A 16,897-nucleotide genomic window follows, 5' to 3' on the forward strand; every position below is an offset into this window, starting at 1 on the left:
TTATGCTTCATCAATTGTGATTCTCAAGCCGCATCCTGCTCGATGTGATGCTCTCGATATGACTCAATGCTCGCCGAGTTGCTTTGGTGGCATGTGTTTCGAGGTCCTGACTTTTCCCATCTGAGAAAGCCTTGTCATGCATTGATGTTTCGATTGCTGCAGCTTGCGCAGACCCGACCTACGATTTCAAAGATGGTTCACCCCGTACAACGGTGAACCAGCTGTTTTTCCTCATCGACCAATGGCTTCCAGCAACCCATACGCTGACCAGATGCTCTCTACCTTCCTGCAGGGCAAGGTGGCCATCGTGACCGGTGGCAACAGCGGCATCGGCAAGGCGATTGTTGAAAATCTAGCCGAACTAGGCGCCAAGGTGGTGATCGACTACCGCTCCCACCCCGAGGCCACCGAAGATCTGGAGCGGGAGATCGGTGCCTATGGCGGCAGCAGCTACGGCGTGCAGGCCGATGTCAGCAAGCTCGACGACCTGCAACGCCTGGTGGACGCCACCGTGGCCAAATACGGTCGCCTTGATGTGATGGTCAACAACGCCGGCGTCGAGACTCGCACCTCGATCCTCAACACCACACCCGACGATTTCGACAAGGTGCTGGATGTAAATCTGCGTGGCGTGTTCTTCGCCTGTCAGTACGCCGCCAAGCAGATGATCGCCCAAGGCGGCGGTGGGCGGATCATCAATATCTCCTCGGTGCATGAGGACTGGCCCATGCCCGACAACACCCCCTACTGCTGCGCCAAAGGCGGAGTGCGCATGCTTACCCGCACCGCCGCCCTTGAGCTGGCCCCCCATGGCATCACGATCACCAACGTCGGTCCCGGTGCGGTGGCCACGCCGATCAACGACTCCACCATGAACAACCCCGAGCTGCTGGCGAAGCTCAACGCCGCCATCCCGCTGGGCCGCATGGCTCAGCCCGAGGAGATCGCCAAGGTGGTGGGCTTCCTGGCCAGCGATGCCGCCAGCTACATCACCGCCGCCTCGATCTTCGTTGATGGTGGCCTGATGCACTGCAGCCCCGGCCTATGACCCCCTGCTGAGCGGAGGGGGGCACCAGGCAAATCGGTAGAGCCACATGCACATCACCCGTGAGGAGATCATCCGATTGCGCAAGCGCCATCGGGGCTATCAGATCACGTTGGCCACGGAAGTGGCCCTGCTGCTGCTGCTGCCGGTGGCCCAGGCCCAGATCTGGCTGTTGGCGTTTCTGCTGATTCTGCTGGCGTTGGTGTTGATGGTGTTCGTCAGCCGCTATTCCCCCCTCCGCAAAACCCGCCCGCTGATTTATGGCCTGGGCGGACTGGCGATCGCCCTTGAATTGATCTGGCACCTGTCACTCAACCTCTGGCCAGCAGTGGGGCGGGCGCTCACCATTCCCCACGTGATCGTCTGGCTGGTCTTTTTGTCACTTGGTGTGCTTCGCAAGGTGAAAACCCTCACCCGCGAGCCTTTTGTCACCGTTTCGGTGGTGATGGGGGCCGCTTCGGGCTACCTGCTGGTTGGCATGGCAGGTGGCTTGCTGCTCACCGCCCTCTGGGTGCTCGATCCCGCCGCCTTTGAGCTGACTTCCCTGCCTGCGGTGGGATCCACGGCGGCGCTGCCCAATGTGTCGGTGGCGCCTGCGCTGATGGCCGCCTCGTTCACCATGCTCACCACCATCGGCACCACGGTGCTCAAAACCAGCCATGTGGGCGGCCAGGTGGTGACCACGGTGATCACCGTGGTGGGGCAGCTCTATGTGGCCATTCTGATCGCCTTGATTCTTGGCCGTTTTCGCTGGCGCACATGATCAATCGACATCTCCTTTTTTATCGACACCGCTTCTATCGGCACCTTTTTCTGGTTGCTACTGCTGTGGTCGCCTCCATGGCGGTGCCGTTCCCAATTCATCGAATCGGGGCCCTCGGTACGGCCGCTTTGATGGTTCTGCTGTCGGTTGAGCTCGGCGGGCCAATCCGTGCCCATCAGACCCGACACCGCTGGCCTGACAGCGCTTATCGCCGGTTTGGCTTGCTGACCCTGCTGTTCCAGTCCCTCTGGATGTGCAGTCCCCGCGACTTTGCCTTTATGGGGTTTGCAGTTCTCGCGGCCACAACAGCCTTTATTTTCTGGAGCCTGAAGCGACTCCTGATCTGCCTGGCTCAGGAAACCCAGATCCGCATGGCCGTGCTCGGCGGAGCTGTGGCTGGCTATCTACTGCTGGGAATTAGCGGCGGTTTGCTGTTCGGAGCGCTGGAGACCCTGGCGCCTGGCAGCTTCATCAACCAGGCCGATGGAGGTCGGGAACTGCTGCTAACTGGTTTGGGAGCGGATTCAGCGGCACATCGGATCTGGGAACTCGATTTCACCCGTATCCACTACTTCGCCTTCGTCAGTCTTACAACCGTGGGTTACGGCGACATCATCCCCGCCCTGCCGCCATCCCAGATGGCCAGTGTGGCCTTGAGCATCTCTGGGCCGCTGTATCTGGCCATCGTGATGGGCTTGCTGATAAGTCGTTACACCCTGCAGTCTGAGAAGCAGGAGATCAGGGATTGGCAAGAGGGCGCTCCAGGCCCACCTCCACGTTCAGGTGCTGATTCGGACGACCGGTGATCAGCATCGAGGCCCGCTGACGGGTGGCGATCGCCCACAACCATTTGGTGAGCAGGGTCAATCGATTTTCATTGGCGGGCATGAACATTAAGTGGGCCAGGCCCCAGAGGATCCAGCCCGGCAGGCCACTCACCTTGAGGCCGCGGAGGTCGGCGACGGCATGGAGTCGACCGAGCACCGCCATGGTGCCGAAATCGGTGAACTGGAAGGACTTGTGCGTGCGGCCCTGGATCTTGGCAATAATGTCTGCCGCCACCCAGCCACCCATCTGCACGGCGGGCCCGGCCATGCCGGCCAGGGGTTTGCCATCGGCGGTGTGGCTGTAGGAGCACAGGTCGCCGATTACGCGGATCTCCGGATGATCCGGGATCGAGAAGTCGGGCCCCACCACCACCCGTCCGCCTCGGTCGACGCTGCAACCGCTGGCATCGGCCAGCACCTGGCCCAGATGGGAGGCCCGCACCCCGGCGGTCCAGCAGATGGTGGCGGCTTCCAGGGTGCGGGCACCTTCGCTGGTGTTAACAACCACTTTCTCCGCCTCAATTGTCTGAACCCGCCCGCCCAGCAGTAGCTCTACCCCTGCGGACTGCAGATAGCTGCCGGCGGCGGCCGAGAGGCTCGGATCCATCGCCCGCAGCACCCGGTCGCCCGGGTCCACCAGGGTGACCTTGCACTGGCGGGGATCGAGCTGCTTGAAGTGGCGGCCGAGGGCATGGGCCATCAGCTCCATCAGGGAGCCGGAGAGTTCGCAACCCGAAGGTCCTCCACCCACGACGACGACCGATTGCAGAAAGGCCCGCCGCGCCGGATCGGGGGTCTGTTCGGCCTCCTCAAGGGCCAGCAGCACCCGGCGGCGGATTTCATCGGCGTGCTCGAGGATCTTCATCGGCGGCGCCGCTTCGCGCCAGTCGTCGTGGCCGAAATAGCTGCTGCCGGAGCCGGCCGCCAGGATCAGGTGGTCGTAGGTTAGCTGCCGGTCGTTGAACACGACTTGCTTCGCCTGTGTGTCGATCTCCTCCACTTCGCCCAGCAGCACCTGCACATTTGGGGCCTGACCTACCAGTTGGCGCAGGGGCGAGGCCACGTCCGACTCCGACACCAGCCCGGTGGCCACCTGATAGAGCAGCGGCTGGAACAGGCTGAAGTTGCGTTTATCAACCAGGGTGACCCGCACCGGCTTGCCAATCAGGGCATGGCAGGCCTGGAGACCGGCGAAGCCGCCCCCTACGATCACCACATGGGGCAGGGTTTTTAGGCTCTGATCAGGGGGATCGAGTTCGAGGAAGAAGCGTTCGCGGGGCATCGTTCCGAGAGGAGTGGTTTTAAGGTACCTATCCCGGGCTGGTTTCGCCTGCTAGTAGTAGCCCTGGTTACTGAGTCAGTCATGTCTATTGCGTCTATCCAGGCCTTTGTGGCCCGCGTTGCTGGTGATGTCGCCCTCCGCGACAAGCTGCATGCCGCTGCCGGGCTAGACGACATCGTGGCCATGGCGGCTGAGCATGGACATGCCATCGATAAGACAGTGCTGCTGCGCGAGCACGCCAAGGCCTTGGGCAGCGCCAAGGATCACGAGCTAGCGGCAATCAACAGCTGGGGCGATGCCCTGATGCATTGCTTTGGAGCTACCGAGAACGATTGAGCTGCAGCTGCTCAGTTCGCCCCCAGATAGGAAGCCTGGAGGCTGTTGTCGGCCAGGAGTTGTTCTGCGCTGCCGCCGGAGCTGATGCTGCCCGCCTCCAGCACTAGGCCACGATCTGCAATGGTCAGGGCGGCCTGGGCGTTTTGCTCTACAAGCAGAATGGTGAGCCCGTCTCGGTGCAGCTGGGACAGAGCGGCCATCACCTCGGCTACGAGCCGGGGCGCTAATCCCAGGCTCGGCTCATCCAGCATCAACAGGGTGGGCCTGGCCATCAGGGAGCGGCTGATGGCGAGCATCTGCTGCTCTCCTCCGGAGAGGGAGCCGGCCAGCTGGCTGCGGCGCTCGGCCAGGCGGGGAAACAAGGCGTAGCAGCGCTCCAGATCTGTGGCGATAGCGACTTTGTCCCGGCGCAACCAGGCGCCCAGGGCCAGGTTGTCGGCTACCGACTGGCGGCTGAGCACGCGCCGGCCCTCCGGGCAGTGGCTGATGCCCAACTTCACGGTGCGCTCGGTGCGCAGGCGATTGATCAAGCCGCCATGCCAGAGGATTTCGCCGCCGACGGGGTGAATCAGGCCGGAGATGGCCCGCAGAGTGGTGCTTTTACCGGCGCCATTGGCCCCTAGCAGGGTCACCAACTCGCCAGCTTGCACCTTCAGATTGATGCCATGCAGGGCCGTGATGCTGCCGTACCGCACCACCAGGTTGCGCAGCTCGAGCAGGGGCGCTTGGGGGCCGTTCATGTGCCACCGCCCAGATAGGCCTCGATCACCGCCGGGTCGCGCCGCACCTGGTCGGGGCTGCCCAGGGCGATGCGTTGGCCGAAGTTGAGCACCGCCAGCCGGTCGCACAGGCCCAACATCAAGGGCACATGGTGCTCAATGATCAGCACCGTCAGCTTGAACTGGTCCCGGATGCGCCGAATCAGCTCCCGCAGCTCATCTTTCTCTGAGGGGTTCATGCCAGCGGCCGGCTCATCGAGCAGCAGGAGCTGGGGACGGCTGGCCAGGGCCCGGGCCATCTCCAGCCGGCGCCGGTCTCCATAGGAGAGGCTGGCGGCGTCTTGGTGGGCAGTGGCTTCCAGTTGAAATAGGTCAAGCAGCGCTAGAGCCTCTTGCTGCAGCTGGGATTCGCGGCGGCGAAAGGACTGGGTTTGCAGTATGGCTGCAAGGGGCGGCTGACGGGCGTGCTGATGCATTCCCACGAGCACATTTTCAAGGCAGCTCATGCTGCTGAATAGCCGCAGATTCTGGAAGGTGCGAGCGATGCCGAGGCGGGCAATGCGGTGGCTGCTGAGGCCAGCAAGGCTTGCCCCCCGCCAGCGCACGGTGCCGCTGCTGGGGGCGGTGAGGCCAGAAATCACGTTGAAAAGGGTGGTCTTGCCGGCACCGTTGGGGCCGAGCAGGCCAAAAATCTCGCCCTGCTTCACCTCAAGATCGACAGCCTGCAAGGCCCGCAGGCCACCAAAGCGGACCCCCACATCCTCAAGCTGGAGCAGGTTCATTGCTTTACCCCCTGCGCTGCTGCCGTGGGGATGCCTCGTATTCGCGGCTTGAACCACTTGAACAGCTCCGGGGTGATCACTCCCTGGGGAAAGAACAGGGGACCGACCAGAATCACAGCGCCAAACACGATTAGGCGCAGGTCGCCGACCGGGCGCAGCAGCTCTGGTAGGGCGGTGAGCAGCAGCCCGCCAAACACCGGCCCCAGCCAGGTGCGCGAGCCGCCGAACACCACAAACGCCAGGGTGGTGATGCTGGCGTCGAAGTTGCCCAGCTTGGCGTTCCAGGAGTTGAGGAAGTGGGCCGCAACCACGCCGGTGATTCCCGCCACCAGGGCACTCAGTACAAAAGCGAGCAGTTTGGTGTCGGCGGTGTTGATGCCCTGGCTGGCGGCGGCCAGTTCGTCGTCGCGGATGGCGGCCATGGCCCGGCCGGGCCGGGTCTTTTCGAGCCGGTCGCATAGCCAGCAGATCAGGGCCAACAGCGCCAGGGTGAAGGCGGCGTAGCCAGCGGAGCTATTGAAGGGCTGGGGGATGCCGAAGATGCCCAGGGCTCCGCCAGTGAATTCCAGGTTGAGGGTGACAACCCGCAGGATCTCGACCAGGGCGATCGTGGCGATGGCTAGGTAGATGCCCCGCAGCCGCAGCACCACCCTGCCCAGGCCCAGGGCCAGCACGCCTGTGAGCAGGGCCGCTAGAGCCATCTCCAGCAAAACTGAAGTGATTGGGTAGGTGCTGCCGCTGCCGGCTAGGTCGGGGACCCGCGTTGATAGCAGGGCTGCCACCGTGCCGCCGATGGCGAAGAAGCCCGGAGTGGCGAGGGAGAGCTGGCCGCAGCGCAGGGGCAGGTACACCGACAGGCCCAGTAGGGCCCCCAGCAGCATTTGTTCGAGCAGGCCGGCGTCCATGCTGATCAAACCTTGTTGGCCTGGGGTCGGCCCAGCAGACCCTGGGGCCTGATCAACAGCACCAGGAACAGGAAGCCAAAGGAGACCGCATCTTTGTAGCCCGATAGATCGGCGGGCACGCAGGCCTCGGCCAGGCCGATGATCAAGCCACCAAGCACGGCCCCAGGCACGCTGCCGAGCCCGCCCAGCACCAGTACTCCCAGCCCCTTAAGCCCGTAACCAATGCCGAAGTAAGGCCCGGCGATGCTGATGCTTAACCCCACCAGGCCGCCGGCCATGCCGGCCAGGAAGCCGCTGATGCCAAATGCGATCTGGATCACGCGAGCGCTGTTGATGCCGAGCAGCTGGGCGGTGACCTGGTCTTCGGAAACGGCTTGCAGCGCCTTGCCGCTGCGGCTGCCGTTTATCCAGATCGAAAGGGCTGCCAGCAGCAGGCCGGAGATGGCCAGCAGCATCACCTGCACGGTGCGCACCTTGGCGCCGGCGATGCTCAGCGCCGCCGGCAGGGAGCCAAGGGTGCCCACAGGAATCGAATAGCTCTCGGCTCCCACCAGCAGCTGGATCAGGTTCACCAAAATCACACCGGCCCCAAGGCTGGTGATCAGGGCCAGCAGGGGATCCGAGCCTCGATCGCGCAGGGGGCGGAAGGCGATGCGCTCCACCACTAGGGCCACGGCGGCTGCGGCTATGCCCGCCAGTGGCAGAGCCAGCCAGAAGGGCAGGGCAAAGGGGAACTGCAGGCCGGCCAATAAACCATTAGCCCCCACCGAGCCCCCAATCAGCAGATAGGTGAAGTAGGCCCCCATGGTGAAGATCGCCCCGTGGGCGAAGTTGATCACCCCCAGCACTGAAAACACCAAGGTGTAGCCAAGGGCAAACAGGGCGTATACAGCTCCTACCGAAAGCCCGTTGAACAGCAGTTGCAGCAGGCCTTCCATGCCGCTTCCCTAAGGCAGCAGGCTAAAGCGTCCGCTTTTGCCCCCAGCATTCATGCGCACCTGGGCGACAAAGAAGTTTTTCTGAATCACCTCGCCCTCCGGCGTGAAGCGGATTTCACCGAGGGGGGTTTGGTAGGTGCCGCCGAGGATTTCAGCCATCAGGGCCTTGCGGGCCTGGGCTAGCGGGAGGCCCTTGAGCGGTTGCCTGCGATCGAGGCGGGCGAGAGCTTCGCCGATCACCTGCATGGCTGTGTACGCCTGGGCGGTGAGCTGGGGTGGGATCGGGCTGACCTTGGGATTGCGGGCCTGGGCGGCAGCGAAGGCTGCGGTAAAGCGTTGGTTGGCTGGCGTCTGCAGCTCCGGGCTGTAGGCCTGGGCGATCAAGATGCCGTCGCAATATTTCTGGCAGATCGGGTAGATGTTTGGCGTGTTCATACCATTGCCCACCACGATCGCGCCGCGGTAGCCGAGCTCCCGCAGCTGGCGTATGAGGTTGCCGCCATCCATCGCCTGCAGCGACAGCACCACCAGATCAGGCTTCTGATTTAGGGCGGCGGTGATCTGGCTCTGGAAGTCCTGGTCGTTGAGCTGGGTGCGTTGCACCGTGACTGGCTTGAGTCCCTTGGCTGTGAGGGCCTGCTGGAAGATCACCGTCTCTGCGGTGCTGTATGCGTCGTCTTGGGCGTAAAAAACCGCTGCCCGGCGGATGCCCGGGTTGAGTTGCAGGGCCTTGGCAATCGAGAGCGGCGCGATCACCGAGCTTTGGGCTGATACCCGGCTAATGAAATAGCCGATCTCCGGAATGCCGGTAGCGGTACTAGAAGGAGCCACCAAGGGCACGCCCCGGCGCTGGGCGATCGGACCGGCAGAAAATGATTGCTGGGAGAGGGTGGGGCCGATCAGGGCAAGTATGCCCCGGTTGATCTGCAAGGAGACGGCAGCGTTGGCACTGGGCTCCGCGCTGCCCCCGTCTTCGATGCTTAGGGATAGCGGTTTGCCGTTAACGCCGCCGGCGCCATTGAGGGCTGCCAGGGAGAGCTCGATGCCGATTTTCTGGTCTTGGCCGTAGACGTTGGCATTGCCGGTGAGTGCCAATACGGCCCCAACGGGAACGCCCTTGCTCAGATTGACTGGACCCTGATCCTCTGAGCCCTGGCAGGCGCTGAGTGCAGCAGCAGCAGAGAGCAAGGCGGCCAGGCTGGAGGCAAGACGACGCTGCATGGGAGCCGGGGTCAAGCCACCGCTGCGAAGCACTCGCGGAAGGCCGCGATGGTGGCATCGATGTCAGCGTCTGAGTGGGCCAGGGAAGTGAAGCCCGCCTCGAAGGCGCTTGGGGCCAGGTAGACGCCGCGCTCGAGCATGGTGCGATGCAGTTTGCCGAAACGCACGGTGTCAGCCGCCTTGGCATCCTCGAAGTTGCGCACCGGGCCATCGCAGAGGAAGAAACCAAACATGGCGCTGATCGAGCCGCCGCAGATAGGCAGACCGGCGCTGCGGGCAGCATCAAGGATGCCGGCGACCAACCGCTTGGTGATTTCCTCTAGGCGCTCGTAGGTGCCGGGCTGCTGCAGCAGTTGCAGGGTCTTGATGCCGGCGGTCATCGCCAGGGGATTGCCACTGAGGGTGCCGGCTTGATACATGGGGCCGGCTGGGGCCACCATCGCCATGATGTCGGCTCTGCCGCCGTAGGCCCCCACGGGCAGGCCGCCACCGATCACTTTGCCCATGGTGGTGAGGTCGGGGGTGACGCCGAATTTGGCCTGGGCGCCGCCGTAGCTGATGCGGAAGCCGGTCATCACCTCGTCGAATACCAGCAGGGCGCCGTTCTCCTTGGTGAGCTCGCGGATGCCCTCGAGGAAGCCAGGCTCGGGGGTGATGAAGCCCGCATTGCCCACCACAGGCTCAAGAATCAAGCCGGCGATTTCACCGGGGTTCTCGGCGAAGAGCTGCTTTACAGCTTCCAGGTCGTTGTAGGGGGCGGTGAGGGTGCTGGCGGCGGTGCTGCGCGGCACGCCAGGGGAATCGGGCAAGCCCAGGGTGGCCACCCCGGAGCCGGCCTTCACCAAAAACATGTCGGCATGGCCGTGATAACAGCCCTCGAACTTGATGATCTTTTCGCGGCCGGTGAAGGCGCGCATCAGGCGTAGCACCGACATGCAGGCCTCGGTGCCGCTGTTGACGAAGCGCACCATCTCCACCGATGGCACCGCGGCGATCACCATCTCGGCGAGGGTGTTTTCCAGGGCGCAGGGGGCGCCGAAGCTGGTTCCCTTGTCGAGAGCTTCGTGCAGGGCGGCGATCACCTCGGGGTGGGCATGGCCGCAGATGGCCGGCCCCCAGCTGCCGATGTAGTCGATGTAGCGGTTGCCGTCTACGTCCCAGGCGTAGGAGCCCTTGACCCGATCGAAGACGATCGGCTGGCCGCCGACCGATTTAAACGCCCGCACCGGCGAGCTGACGCCACCTGGCATCAAGCTCTGGGCAGCATTGAAGAGCTCCTGGGAGCGGCTGGTGTTGTGGGCAGAACCCGAGGCCGGAGCGGAGGTGGCAGCCGAGGTCAAAGCGGAACCCGCAGAGGGACAAAACCGTCAACCATCCTGACCCAAAACAGACCCCTGGTGCTTGCTCGGTAAATTGAGCCTCTTGCGATGGGTCATCTGGGCATCAATTGGCCAGAGATGGAGCGGCAGTTACGCCAGTTCCTGCCACCCCGTGCCGTGGTGTCGGCGCGCCAGGAGCTGCTGGCCTACGACTGCGATGGCCTCACCCTGAGCCGGCACCAGCCGCCCCTAGTGGTGCTGCCTGAGACGACGGCCCAGGTGGCTGCAGCGGTAAAGCTCTGCCATCAGCAGGGGGTGCCGTTTGTGGCCCGGGGTAGTGGCACGGGCCTCTCCGGCGGCGCCGTAGCCGAGCTCGAGTCCCTGGTGATCGCCACCAGTCGCATGCGCCAGGTGCTGGCCATAGACCTGGAAAACCAGCGCATCACGGTGCAGCCTGGTGTGATCAACAGCTGGGTGACGCGGGCGGTGGCCGGCGATGGCTTTTATTACGCCCCAGATCCCTCCAGCCAGGTGGCCTGCAGCATCGGCGGCAACGTGGCCGAAAATTCCGGTGGTGTGCACTGCCTCAAATACGGCGTGACCAGCAACCACGTGCTGGGCCTGGAGGTGGTGCTGCCAGATGGCAGCGTCACCTGCCTGGGCAGCGAGCTCGACGAAACCCCTGAACTCGATTTACGGGGCGCTTTTATCGGCAGTGAGGGCACCTTGGGTATCGCTACGGCGATCACCCTGAGGCTGCTACGGGCGCCCCAGAGCGTGGCCGTGCTGCTAGCTGACTTCACCAGCATGGAAGCGGCCGGCGAGGCGGTGCGTCTGGTGACTGCCGCCGGCTTGCTGCCTGCTGGCATGGAAATGATGGATCGCCTCACGATCGAGGCGGTGAACGACTACTTCGGCGTTGATGAATACCCCCGCGATGCGGCGGCACTGCTGTTGATCGAGCTGGATGGTCAGGAGGGGGAGGTGGCCGCAGCGGTGCAGCTCGCCACCCAGCTCTGCTCCCAGGCGGGCGCCCGCACCATGCGCCAGGCCACCGATGCCCAGGAGCGCGCCCTGCTGTGGAAAGGGCGCAAATCGGCCGTATCAGCCTTGGGTCGCCGCTTCCCCAGCTACTACCTCCAGGACGGCGTTGTGCCCCGCAGTGCCCTGCCCCGGGTGCTGGCGGCGATTGAGCAGCTCAGCGCCAGCTACGGCTTGCCGGTGGCCAATGTTTTTCATGCCGGTGACGGCAACCTGCACCCCTTGATCCTTTACTCGGCCCAGGAGCCCGGCATCGAGGAGCGGGTGAAGGCCCTGGCCGCCGACATTCTGCGGCTGTGTGTGGATGAGGGGGGCAGCATCAGCGGCGAGCACGGCGTGGGTAGCGATAAGCGCTGCTACCTCGACTGGATGTACGGCCCCGATGACCTGTCCACGATGCAGCTGGTGCGCCGGGCCTTCGATCCGCTGAATCTTGCTAATCCCGGCAAGATCTTCCCCACCCCCAGTAGTTGCGGCGAATCGGCCCGCAGGGTGGCGGTGCTGCAGGCCCAGGGCCAGGCGCTGCCCGATGAAGCGGTGGTGTTTTAACCGGGCTTAGTTCCAGTAGTCGGTTTCAGGCGGCCACACCAGATTCACCACCACCGGGGCGTGGTCGCTGGGCTGCTCATTGCCGCGGGTGGCCTTGTGGATCACGCAGCCGGTGGCGCAGGCGAGCAGTTGTTCGCAGAGGTAGATGTGGTCGATACGCCAGCCCCGGTCTCGGTCCCAGGCGCCGGTGCGGTAGTCCCACCAGCTCCAGTGCCCGGCCTCTGGCTCAAATACCCGAAACACATCTGTAAGCCGCTCGCCCAGCAGCTGCTGCAGGGCTGAGCGCTCCGCTGCGCTGGCCATGATGCCGCCGCTGAGTCGCTCCGGATCGTGGATGTCGCGGGCCTCGGGGCCGATGTTGAAGTCGCCCACCATGCAGAGGGGATCTCCGTGGCTCTCCTGCTCCTCCAGGTAGCGCCGCAGGCAGGCCAGCCACTCAAGCTTGTAGGCGTACTTTTCGCTCTTGAGCGAGCTGCCGTTGGGCACGTAGAGATTCAGCACCCGGATGCCGTCGATCAGGGCGCTGATCACCCGTTTCTGCTCGCTGAGACCGGCGGCTTCTTGCTCGGCGGGCAGTAGGGCCTCAAAGCCGATCTGCACGTCCTCCAGGGGTAGCAGGCTGAGGATGGCGACGCCGTTGTAGGCCTTCTGGCCGCTGATGGCCACCGCATAGCCCAGGGCCTCAAAGGCTTCACTCGGAAACAGCTCATCGGTCACCTTGGTTTCCTGCAGGCACAGCACATCGGGGCGTTCCTGTTGCAGCCAGGCCAGCACCTGCTCGAGGCGGGTGCGCACCGAGTTGACGTTCCAGGTGGCGATCTTCATAGCGTTGGTATGACTGGGGTTCTGGTGGTGCTCGCCAAAAAGTTGCCCGTATGGCCGCTGTGTTTGAGGCCAGATTCAGCCCAAAAGCTGACCAAACCAGAAAGGCCCCATGACAGAGCAAATCGAAGCACGCCCCTTGCAAGGGTGGGCCTCAAAAGAAACCCGTAGGTTGGCCGGGAAGCTTCGCTATGAAACCAGGCAGCAAGAGGCCTTGCGTGGGGAGCGCTGCCTCAGCTGGTGATGCAAAGGGAGCAGCGAAGGCCTTCAACGCAAATCGTGGTCCCAATCAGTTGCTCGTTTGCCAGCTCGCTTCTAGGTGCTTCCGCTTGGCCTGGCTCATTCGGTACTCCTTGGCATCGGCCAGCAGCGTGAGCCTCAGTTCTGACTCGATTCCCAGCCTGTCCTTCAGCGCATCCAACTCCTGTCTGATTTCGTCAATGGAAACATGGAAGAACTCCTTGCGTTGATTCTCCAGATTCAGGCGCCGAATGTCGAAGTGCTTGTGCAGTGCGTTCTCTAGGGCAGGTGCATCGCTCGTGCGGATCATGGCGTGGACGTCGAAGGGGAACGGCACTGAGGCATCCCCCAGCTCCTTGACGCGATCCATCGGCTCTAGTCGCCGGGTCATGCCGATCTTGTAGACGTTCTCGCCAAAGCTCCCGACATTGCTAATGATATAGACGTGCCCCGTCTTTGTGAGCATCGCTTGGCTGATAGCTCGCTTCTTGTCCTCTACTTCAGCGATTCGACGCTGTAATTCTTCGATCTTGGCATTGAGCTTGGCCTTGTCCTTCTCGCTGGCCTGTTGGACCTCTTGTTCGGCTTTCTGGAGTAGCTCCTGGTACTTAGCTTCCTCTTTGTCGGCTTGCTGCTGCGCCTTCTCGGCTTCCCGCACAGCTTTTTCTTCCTCTCTCATCTGCTCACGAATTCGGGCCTGTTCCTCCTTTTCTTTTTGCTTGGCTTCCTCCCACTCGTAAACCAGCTGCAGCTCCTGAAGGCGCAGCTCCAGGTAGCGAGGGTTCAGCTCGCAGAAGTCGTATTTCTGGGTGATCGCATTGATCGCCTCAAAGGCGGAGCGGATGCGCTTCTCCATGGCTTCGACGTTCCGGTAGCTGACCCGGGCCACGAAGGAGTCACTCTCACCGTTGAACGCTCGCAGGATCAGCTTGAGGGTCTTCTTCTGGGCTGCCCGCCCTTGGGTTGCTGAGCCGTTAAAGGACAGGGATTGGGTAGCAAAAGCGGCGGCTCTCCTGTTGTCACCAGTTCCGTCCTCACGGAGCATGGCCTTCTGCTTTTCCCTGATCCGCTGTAGCTCAGCCTCGTAGCTGGGCAGGTCCTCAAAGTCGTAGCGCGGCTCGTAGTAGCCGACCTCCACCAGGAAGGCCGCATCACTGGCCAGCTCCAGCTCCTCGTTGATGCGGGTCAGCCCCTGCTTGGCAGATTCGATTTCAGCCCTGAGCTGCTGCTCCTGGTCCAGTAGCTTCTGGACACGCTCCTCCCCCAGTCGGACATGCCGGTCGATGTCCATTGCGGGCTTGTACCGCCTGGAAAACTCCTGGAGCTGACCCTGTGCTGCCTTCACAGCTTTTGCCTGGCCGATCCCCCAGGCGATGGCAGCTATCGCCACTAGCAGCAGTAGCAGAGCCATTAGTTAGTTGTCGTGGTCCCCTACAGCTATCCGCAGCAGGACGCATCTGAGCGCAACTGCTGGATTCCGTTACGGGAGTGGACGCTAGTCGGTACTTTGTTCGTGCTTCATCACACTCCCCGCACCAAGCCGTGGCCAGCACCCAGGGGCGTTCAGGCCCAGGTAGCAGCCACAGCCGATGCTGTGCAGCAGTGACTGGCGCTGGGTCCAGGGGCATCCACGAGGGCCTTTCGCCTGGCATGGCTGCTGGCTATTTCGTGGCAGGCTGGCTGAACGCCGCTTGGCTATTCCTTGAAATGAGCACTCCTGACCTCTGCTCTATTCGCCCTCTGATTTGCAAAAGCGTTATCTATTTGTGTGTGCATGGAGGAAAGGCTACTCTTTCGGCTTAGAGAACAAGTATATAACAAAAAAGAAAAGCATGCTAAATATCTTCCAGAGGAGTGGGCCTGCAAAAACGCCAATTATGGTCCACAAGACATAGTTGCTCCCCACAAGCACCAGGATTAGTGGAGCAACAAAGAAGCCGAATGGACCACCTGTGACAAGGCCAAGAATCGCAGGGAACCAATTTGATTTCATTTGTTCATTCTCTGGAGCTACGACATATCCAGGCTTTGCAACCTGTACGTAGGTACCAGGAGAGCATGCTTTTACTGCCTTATAGAGCCTCCCCATGGCTCCCTGGCTCTTGACAAAGCCAGGATCTTTTCCAGATCCTATCTGGGCCAGAGCCTCCCTCTCCCACCCTCCAACGTTGATCTTGTCATCCCAAATACATGAGCAGAGAAGGCGCAGTTTCTCCTCCTTAATTTGCTGCCCCTCTCCAAGTGTCATCTCGATATTAGGATTCTGATCACATTGAAAAGCAGAAATCTTTCCATCCCAGTTCGTGCTTGAAGCAATCGTGGGAAGCGCAAGACTAATGACGAAAAGAATCACCAGAACTATTCGATGCATTGCTCTCTTGGCTGTACTTACTGTGATGCAGTCAGGCCAGTCCAGATGCTTAACCCTTCTGAGAGCTTCAGAGACTAGAGCGGCTTTGCTATCACGGGATGACACAGCAGTAAATTAATTACACATTGCCGAGGACCCTACTCCCTAGTTTCCGTTGGTGATGGCGACACCATTCGCGTACCACTGCCAAAGCTCAGAAGATGACCGTTCGCCTGGTCTGCATTGATGCCCCAGAAACCGCCCAAGGCCAAAGCGGCACCGAAGCCACCCAGATGCTCAAGCAGCTCCTATCAAACGCCTCCCTTGAACTACGCCCCCAGACCATCGACAAGTACGGACGCACCGTTGCTGAGGTCTATGCCGGTGGCCGCAACGTCAACCTTGAACTGGTCCGCATGGGCCTGGCCTACGCATACCGGGACTACCTAGGCGGCTGTGACGCCAACGCTTACCTTGATGCCGAAGCTCAGGCCGAGCGTTACCGGCAAGGCGTCTGGCGATGGGGTAACAAGCTGAAGCCTTGGGATTTCAGGAAGCAGCAGCGGAGTAACTGATCCCCGGATTCGACATGACCGCCTTCCTTCACATCACCTGTATGCGTCACCTTCAACTAGCCACTGCTTTTTCAATCCTTTTGGCTGCACCAGTCATGGCGCAGGTTGATCCGAAGATTCACAAGCTCTGCATAGAGGCGAAGGATTACGCCGGGTGCGTCAAAACAATGACCGGCGAGGCCACATCCCCTCAGCGAACCATCATTCAGCAAGGAGCCGACATCGCTGAAGGCAACCAATGCCCTGTTGGATGGGCCTATGTAGGCGGAGGCAACTGCAGCGAAGTTCAGTGCCTCTATCCCAGGCGCTTGGGAGGGGGCGGCAGAGGGCATGATCCGCGCGTTGCAGGCAAGGGCTGGAAATGTGGCGGAATGGGCCTATTTTCCTGGGCAGGAGTATTGCGGCTTGAGGGGCTTTCCAGAGCCACTGTAAATCCTGGCTGCCCAGAAGGAGAGCCACCACTGGGAAATAACAGCACTTGCCCGAGCACTGAATACAACGTTCAAAGCGCGCACAAGGTATCCGAGTAGCAGTCAAAATCATTGACTCATCTACTGAGCCTTCTTTATATACGCTTCGGGGAATAGATTGATTTTTGACGCTGCCAAAAAAACATGTGCATCAGGATCGGCGACTGGCAAATCATCCAATTCATCGACTACGAAGATGAGGAATGGAGCTACGAGCATATTTATCGACATGCAGATGGGCGCGAAGCCGTTGTGGGGCCTGGTGGGTACTGCAGCGATCCTGATCTCAGTTGGCTATTGCATCGACATGAGAGAAAGAAGAAGCAAATGGCCCGCATCACGATCGCGACCTCAATTTGCCTGAATGCTGCTTGGTTGCCTGTTGGGATCCAGGGCCTACAGCAGTGCCTTGCTACTGGCTGGATTGCTCTTGTCTCAGTACTTGGCTATGCGATTTGTTGCCTGGGTGCCTACGGAATCTGGAACGCCCTGATGCTCCCCGACTACAAAAACAGTTGGAAGGGGAGGGCCCAAATGCTCTTGATCTGCGGGTCACTGTTCGCTGCAGGATCAGGACTGATTGCAATTGGGAACTTTACCGCCATCACGCTAGGTGGGATACGGGTTCCCCTAGTGTTAACCAGTTCTGTCCTCGGCTTAGCGGGTAGCCTTGCTTATCGATGGCGCCAAATGGCGCTAATTACTTAAGCAAG

General features: G+C 61.6%; 17 protein-coding genes. 7 read left to right on the top strand and 10 right to left on the bottom strand.

Annotated features, from left to right (window positions below; all coding sequences use genetic code 11):
• Window positions 1-271: 271 nt before the first annotated feature.
• From KBZ22_RS11665 to KBZ22_RS11675, 3 genes are read left to right on the top strand one after another with little or no spacing between them, the layout of a single operon-like run.
• Window positions 272-1,048: an SDR family oxidoreductase gene (locus KBZ22_RS11665; RefSeq protein WP_255022084.1), complete on the top strand. Its 777-nt coding sequence runs from the start codon at window positions 272-274 to the stop codon at window positions 1,046-1,048.
• A 46-nt stretch (window positions 1,049-1,094) separates the two neighbouring features.
• Window positions 1,095-1,808 carry a hypothetical protein gene (locus tag KBZ22_RS11670; protein WP_255022085.1) on the top strand — a complete coding sequence of 238 codons (714 nt, stop codon included), beginning with the start codon at window positions 1,095-1,097 and terminating at the stop codon, window positions 1,806-1,808.
• A complete protein-coding gene (locus tag KBZ22_RS11675; protein WP_255022086.1) occupies window positions 1,805-2,614 on the top strand; it encodes a potassium channel family protein in 810 nt (269 codons plus the stop codon). Before KBZ22_RS11670 ends, KBZ22_RS11675 begins: the two co-directional genes overlap by 4 nt.
• Here the strand turns inward: KBZ22_RS11675 and KBZ22_RS11680 are convergent.
• On the bottom strand, window positions 2,547-3,917 hold the full coding sequence (locus KBZ22_RS11680; protein WP_255022087.1) for an NAD(P)/FAD-dependent oxidoreductase: 1,371 nt from the start codon (window positions 3,915-3,917) through the stop codon (window positions 2,547-2,549). The genes KBZ22_RS11675 and KBZ22_RS11680 overlap by 68 nt on opposite strands.
• An 81-nt stretch (window positions 3,918-3,998) precedes the next feature.
• Here KBZ22_RS11680 and KBZ22_RS11685 point away from each other — a divergent pair, with 81 nt between their 5' ends.
• Window positions 3,999-4,253, top strand: a complete 255-nt coding sequence (locus KBZ22_RS11685) for a Nif11-like leader peptide family natural product precursor (RefSeq protein WP_255022088.1) — start codon at window positions 3,999-4,001, stop codon at window positions 4,251-4,253.
• An 11-nt stretch (window positions 4,254-4,264) separates the two neighbouring features.
• Here KBZ22_RS11685 and KBZ22_RS11690 read toward each other — a convergent pair whose 3' ends face one another.
• Genes KBZ22_RS11690 through hemL form a run of 6 tightly spaced genes read right to left on the bottom strand, consistent with a single transcriptional unit; the run spans window position 4,265 to window position 10,068 of the window.
• On the bottom strand, window positions 4,265-4,993 hold the full coding sequence (locus tag KBZ22_RS11690) for an ABC transporter ATP-binding protein (RefSeq protein WP_255022089.1): 729 nt from the start codon (window positions 4,991-4,993) through the stop codon (window positions 4,265-4,267).
• The gene (locus KBZ22_RS11695) at window positions 4,990-5,754 is read right to left on the bottom strand and encodes an ABC transporter ATP-binding protein (protein ID WP_255022090.1); all 765 of its coding nucleotides are present in this window, start codon (window positions 5,752-5,754) and stop codon (window positions 4,990-4,992) included. Before KBZ22_RS11695 ends, KBZ22_RS11690 begins: the two co-directional genes overlap by 4 nt.
• Entirely contained in the window at window positions 5,751-6,659 is a 909-nt protein-coding gene (locus KBZ22_RS11700; RefSeq protein WP_255022116.1) for a branched-chain amino acid ABC transporter permease, read from the bottom strand. Before KBZ22_RS11700 ends, KBZ22_RS11695 begins: the two co-directional genes overlap by 4 nt.
• Window positions 6,660-6,664: 5 nt before the next feature.
• Window positions 6,665-7,597: a branched-chain amino acid ABC transporter permease gene (locus KBZ22_RS11705; protein WP_255022091.1), complete on the bottom strand. Its 933-nt coding sequence runs from the start codon at window positions 7,595-7,597 to the stop codon at window positions 6,665-6,667.
• Between the two features lie 9 nt (window positions 7,598-7,606).
• Window positions 7,607-8,833 (bottom strand): ABC transporter substrate-binding protein, encoded by a 1,227-nt coding sequence (locus KBZ22_RS11710; RefSeq protein ID WP_255022092.1) that lies wholly within the window; start codon window positions 8,831-8,833, stop codon window positions 7,607-7,609.
• Window positions 8,830-10,068, bottom strand: a complete 1,239-nt coding sequence (gene hemL, locus KBZ22_RS11715) for a glutamate-1-semialdehyde 2,1-aminomutase (protein WP_255022117.1) — start codon at window positions 10,066-10,068, stop codon at window positions 8,830-8,832. Before hemL ends, KBZ22_RS11710 begins: the two co-directional genes overlap by 4 nt.
• 177 nt (window positions 10,069-10,245) lie before the next feature.
• Here hemL and KBZ22_RS11720 point away from each other — a divergent pair, with 177 nt between their 5' ends.
• Window positions 10,246-11,727, top strand: a complete 1,482-nt coding sequence (locus tag KBZ22_RS11720; RefSeq protein ID WP_255022093.1) for an FAD-linked oxidase C-terminal domain-containing protein — start codon at window positions 10,246-10,248, stop codon at window positions 11,725-11,727.
• Window positions 11,728-11,733: 6 nt separating this feature from the next.
• On the opposite strand, the gene xth is transcribed toward KBZ22_RS11720, so the two are convergent.
• From xth to KBZ22_RS11735, 3 genes are all read right to left on the bottom strand, one after another.
• Window positions 11,734-12,552 carry an exodeoxyribonuclease III gene (xth, locus tag KBZ22_RS11725; protein WP_255022094.1) on the bottom strand — a complete coding sequence of 273 codons (819 nt, stop codon included), beginning with the start codon at window positions 12,550-12,552 and terminating at the stop codon, window positions 11,734-11,736.
• A 286-nt stretch (window positions 12,553-12,838) separates the two neighbouring features.
• Window positions 12,839-14,200: a DUF4041 domain-containing protein gene (locus KBZ22_RS11730; protein WP_255022095.1), complete on the bottom strand. Its 1,362-nt coding sequence runs from the start codon at window positions 14,198-14,200 to the stop codon at window positions 12,839-12,841.
• A gap of 375 nt (window positions 14,201-14,575) precedes the next feature.
• The gene (locus KBZ22_RS11735; RefSeq protein ID WP_255022096.1) at window positions 14,576-15,265 is read right to left on the bottom strand and encodes a hypothetical protein; all 690 of its coding nucleotides are present in this window, start codon (window positions 15,263-15,265) and stop codon (window positions 14,576-14,578) included.
• Window positions 15,266-15,360: 95 nt separating this feature from the next.
• Between KBZ22_RS11735 and KBZ22_RS11740 the strand changes: the two genes are divergently transcribed.
• Together KBZ22_RS11740 and KBZ22_RS11745 are read left to right on the top strand one after the other, a co-directional pair.
• Window positions 15,361-15,714 (top strand): thermonuclease family protein, encoded by a 354-nt coding sequence (locus KBZ22_RS11740; protein ID WP_255022097.1) that lies wholly within the window; start codon window positions 15,361-15,363, stop codon window positions 15,712-15,714.
• A gap of 614 nt (window positions 15,715-16,328) precedes the next feature.
• The gene (locus KBZ22_RS11745) at window positions 16,329-16,892 is read left to right on the top strand and encodes a hypothetical protein (RefSeq protein WP_255022098.1); all 564 of its coding nucleotides are present in this window, start codon (window positions 16,329-16,331) and stop codon (window positions 16,890-16,892) included.
• The last annotated feature ends 5 nt before the right edge of the window (window positions 16,893-16,897 follow it).

Origin of the sequence: Cyanobium sp. L1E-Cus (assembly GCF_024345755.1) — a bacterium.
Classification (GTDB): domain Bacteria; phylum Cyanobacteriota; class Cyanobacteriia; order PCC-6307; family Cyanobiaceae; genus Cyanobium_A; species Cyanobium_A usitatum.

Bases quoted from the DNA above. Each gene is read 5' to 3' on its own strand.
- KBZ22_RS11665 (WP_255022084.1), top strand. From the start codon at position 272: ATGCTCTCTACCTTCCTGCAGGGCAAGGTGGCCATCGTGACCGGTGGC.
- KBZ22_RS11670 (WP_255022085.1), top strand. From the start codon at position 1,095: ATGCACATCACCCGTGAGGAGATCATCCGATTGCGCAAGCGCCATCGG.
- KBZ22_RS11675 (WP_255022086.1), top strand. From the start codon at position 1,805: ATGATCAATCGACATCTCCTTTTTTATCGACACCGCTTCTATCGGCAC.
- KBZ22_RS11680 (WP_255022087.1), bottom strand. From the start codon at position 3,917: ATGCCCCGCGAACGCTTCTTCCTCGAACTCGATCCCCCTGATCAGAGC.
- KBZ22_RS11685 (WP_255022088.1), top strand. From the start codon at position 3,999: ATGTCTATTGCGTCTATCCAGGCCTTTGTGGCCCGCGTTGCTGGTGAT.
- KBZ22_RS11690 (WP_255022089.1), bottom strand. From the start codon at position 4,993: ATGAACGGCCCCCAAGCGCCCCTGCTCGAGCTGCGCAACCTGGTGGTG.
- KBZ22_RS11695 (WP_255022090.1), bottom strand. From the start codon at position 5,754: ATGAACCTGCTCCAGCTTGAGGATGTGGGGGTCCGCTTTGGTGGCCTG.
- KBZ22_RS11700 (WP_255022116.1), bottom strand. From the start codon at position 6,659: ATGGACGCCGGCCTGCTCGAACAAATGCTGCTGGGGGCCCTACTGGGC.
- KBZ22_RS11705 (WP_255022091.1), bottom strand. From the start codon at position 7,597: ATGGAAGGCCTGCTGCAACTGCTGTTCAACGGGCTTTCGGTAGGAGCT.
- hemL (WP_255022117.1), bottom strand. From the start codon at position 10,068: ATGCCAGGTGGCGTCAGCTCGCCGGTGCGGGCGTTTAAATCGGTCGGC.
- KBZ22_RS11720 (WP_255022093.1), top strand. From the start codon at position 10,246: ATGGGTCATCTGGGCATCAATTGGCCAGAGATGGAGCGGCAGTTACGC.
- xth (WP_255022094.1), bottom strand. From the start codon at position 12,552: ATGAAGATCGCCACCTGGAACGTCAACTCGGTGCGCACCCGCCTCGAG.
- KBZ22_RS11730 (WP_255022095.1), bottom strand. From the start codon at position 14,200: ATGGCTCTGCTACTGCTGCTAGTGGCGATAGCTGCCATCGCCTGGGGG.
- KBZ22_RS11740 (WP_255022097.1), top strand. From the start codon at position 15,361: ATGACCGTTCGCCTGGTCTGCATTGATGCCCCAGAAACCGCCCAAGGC.
- KBZ22_RS11745 (WP_255022098.1), top strand. From the start codon at position 16,329: ATGTGCATCAGGATCGGCGACTGGCAAATCATCCAATTCATCGACTAC.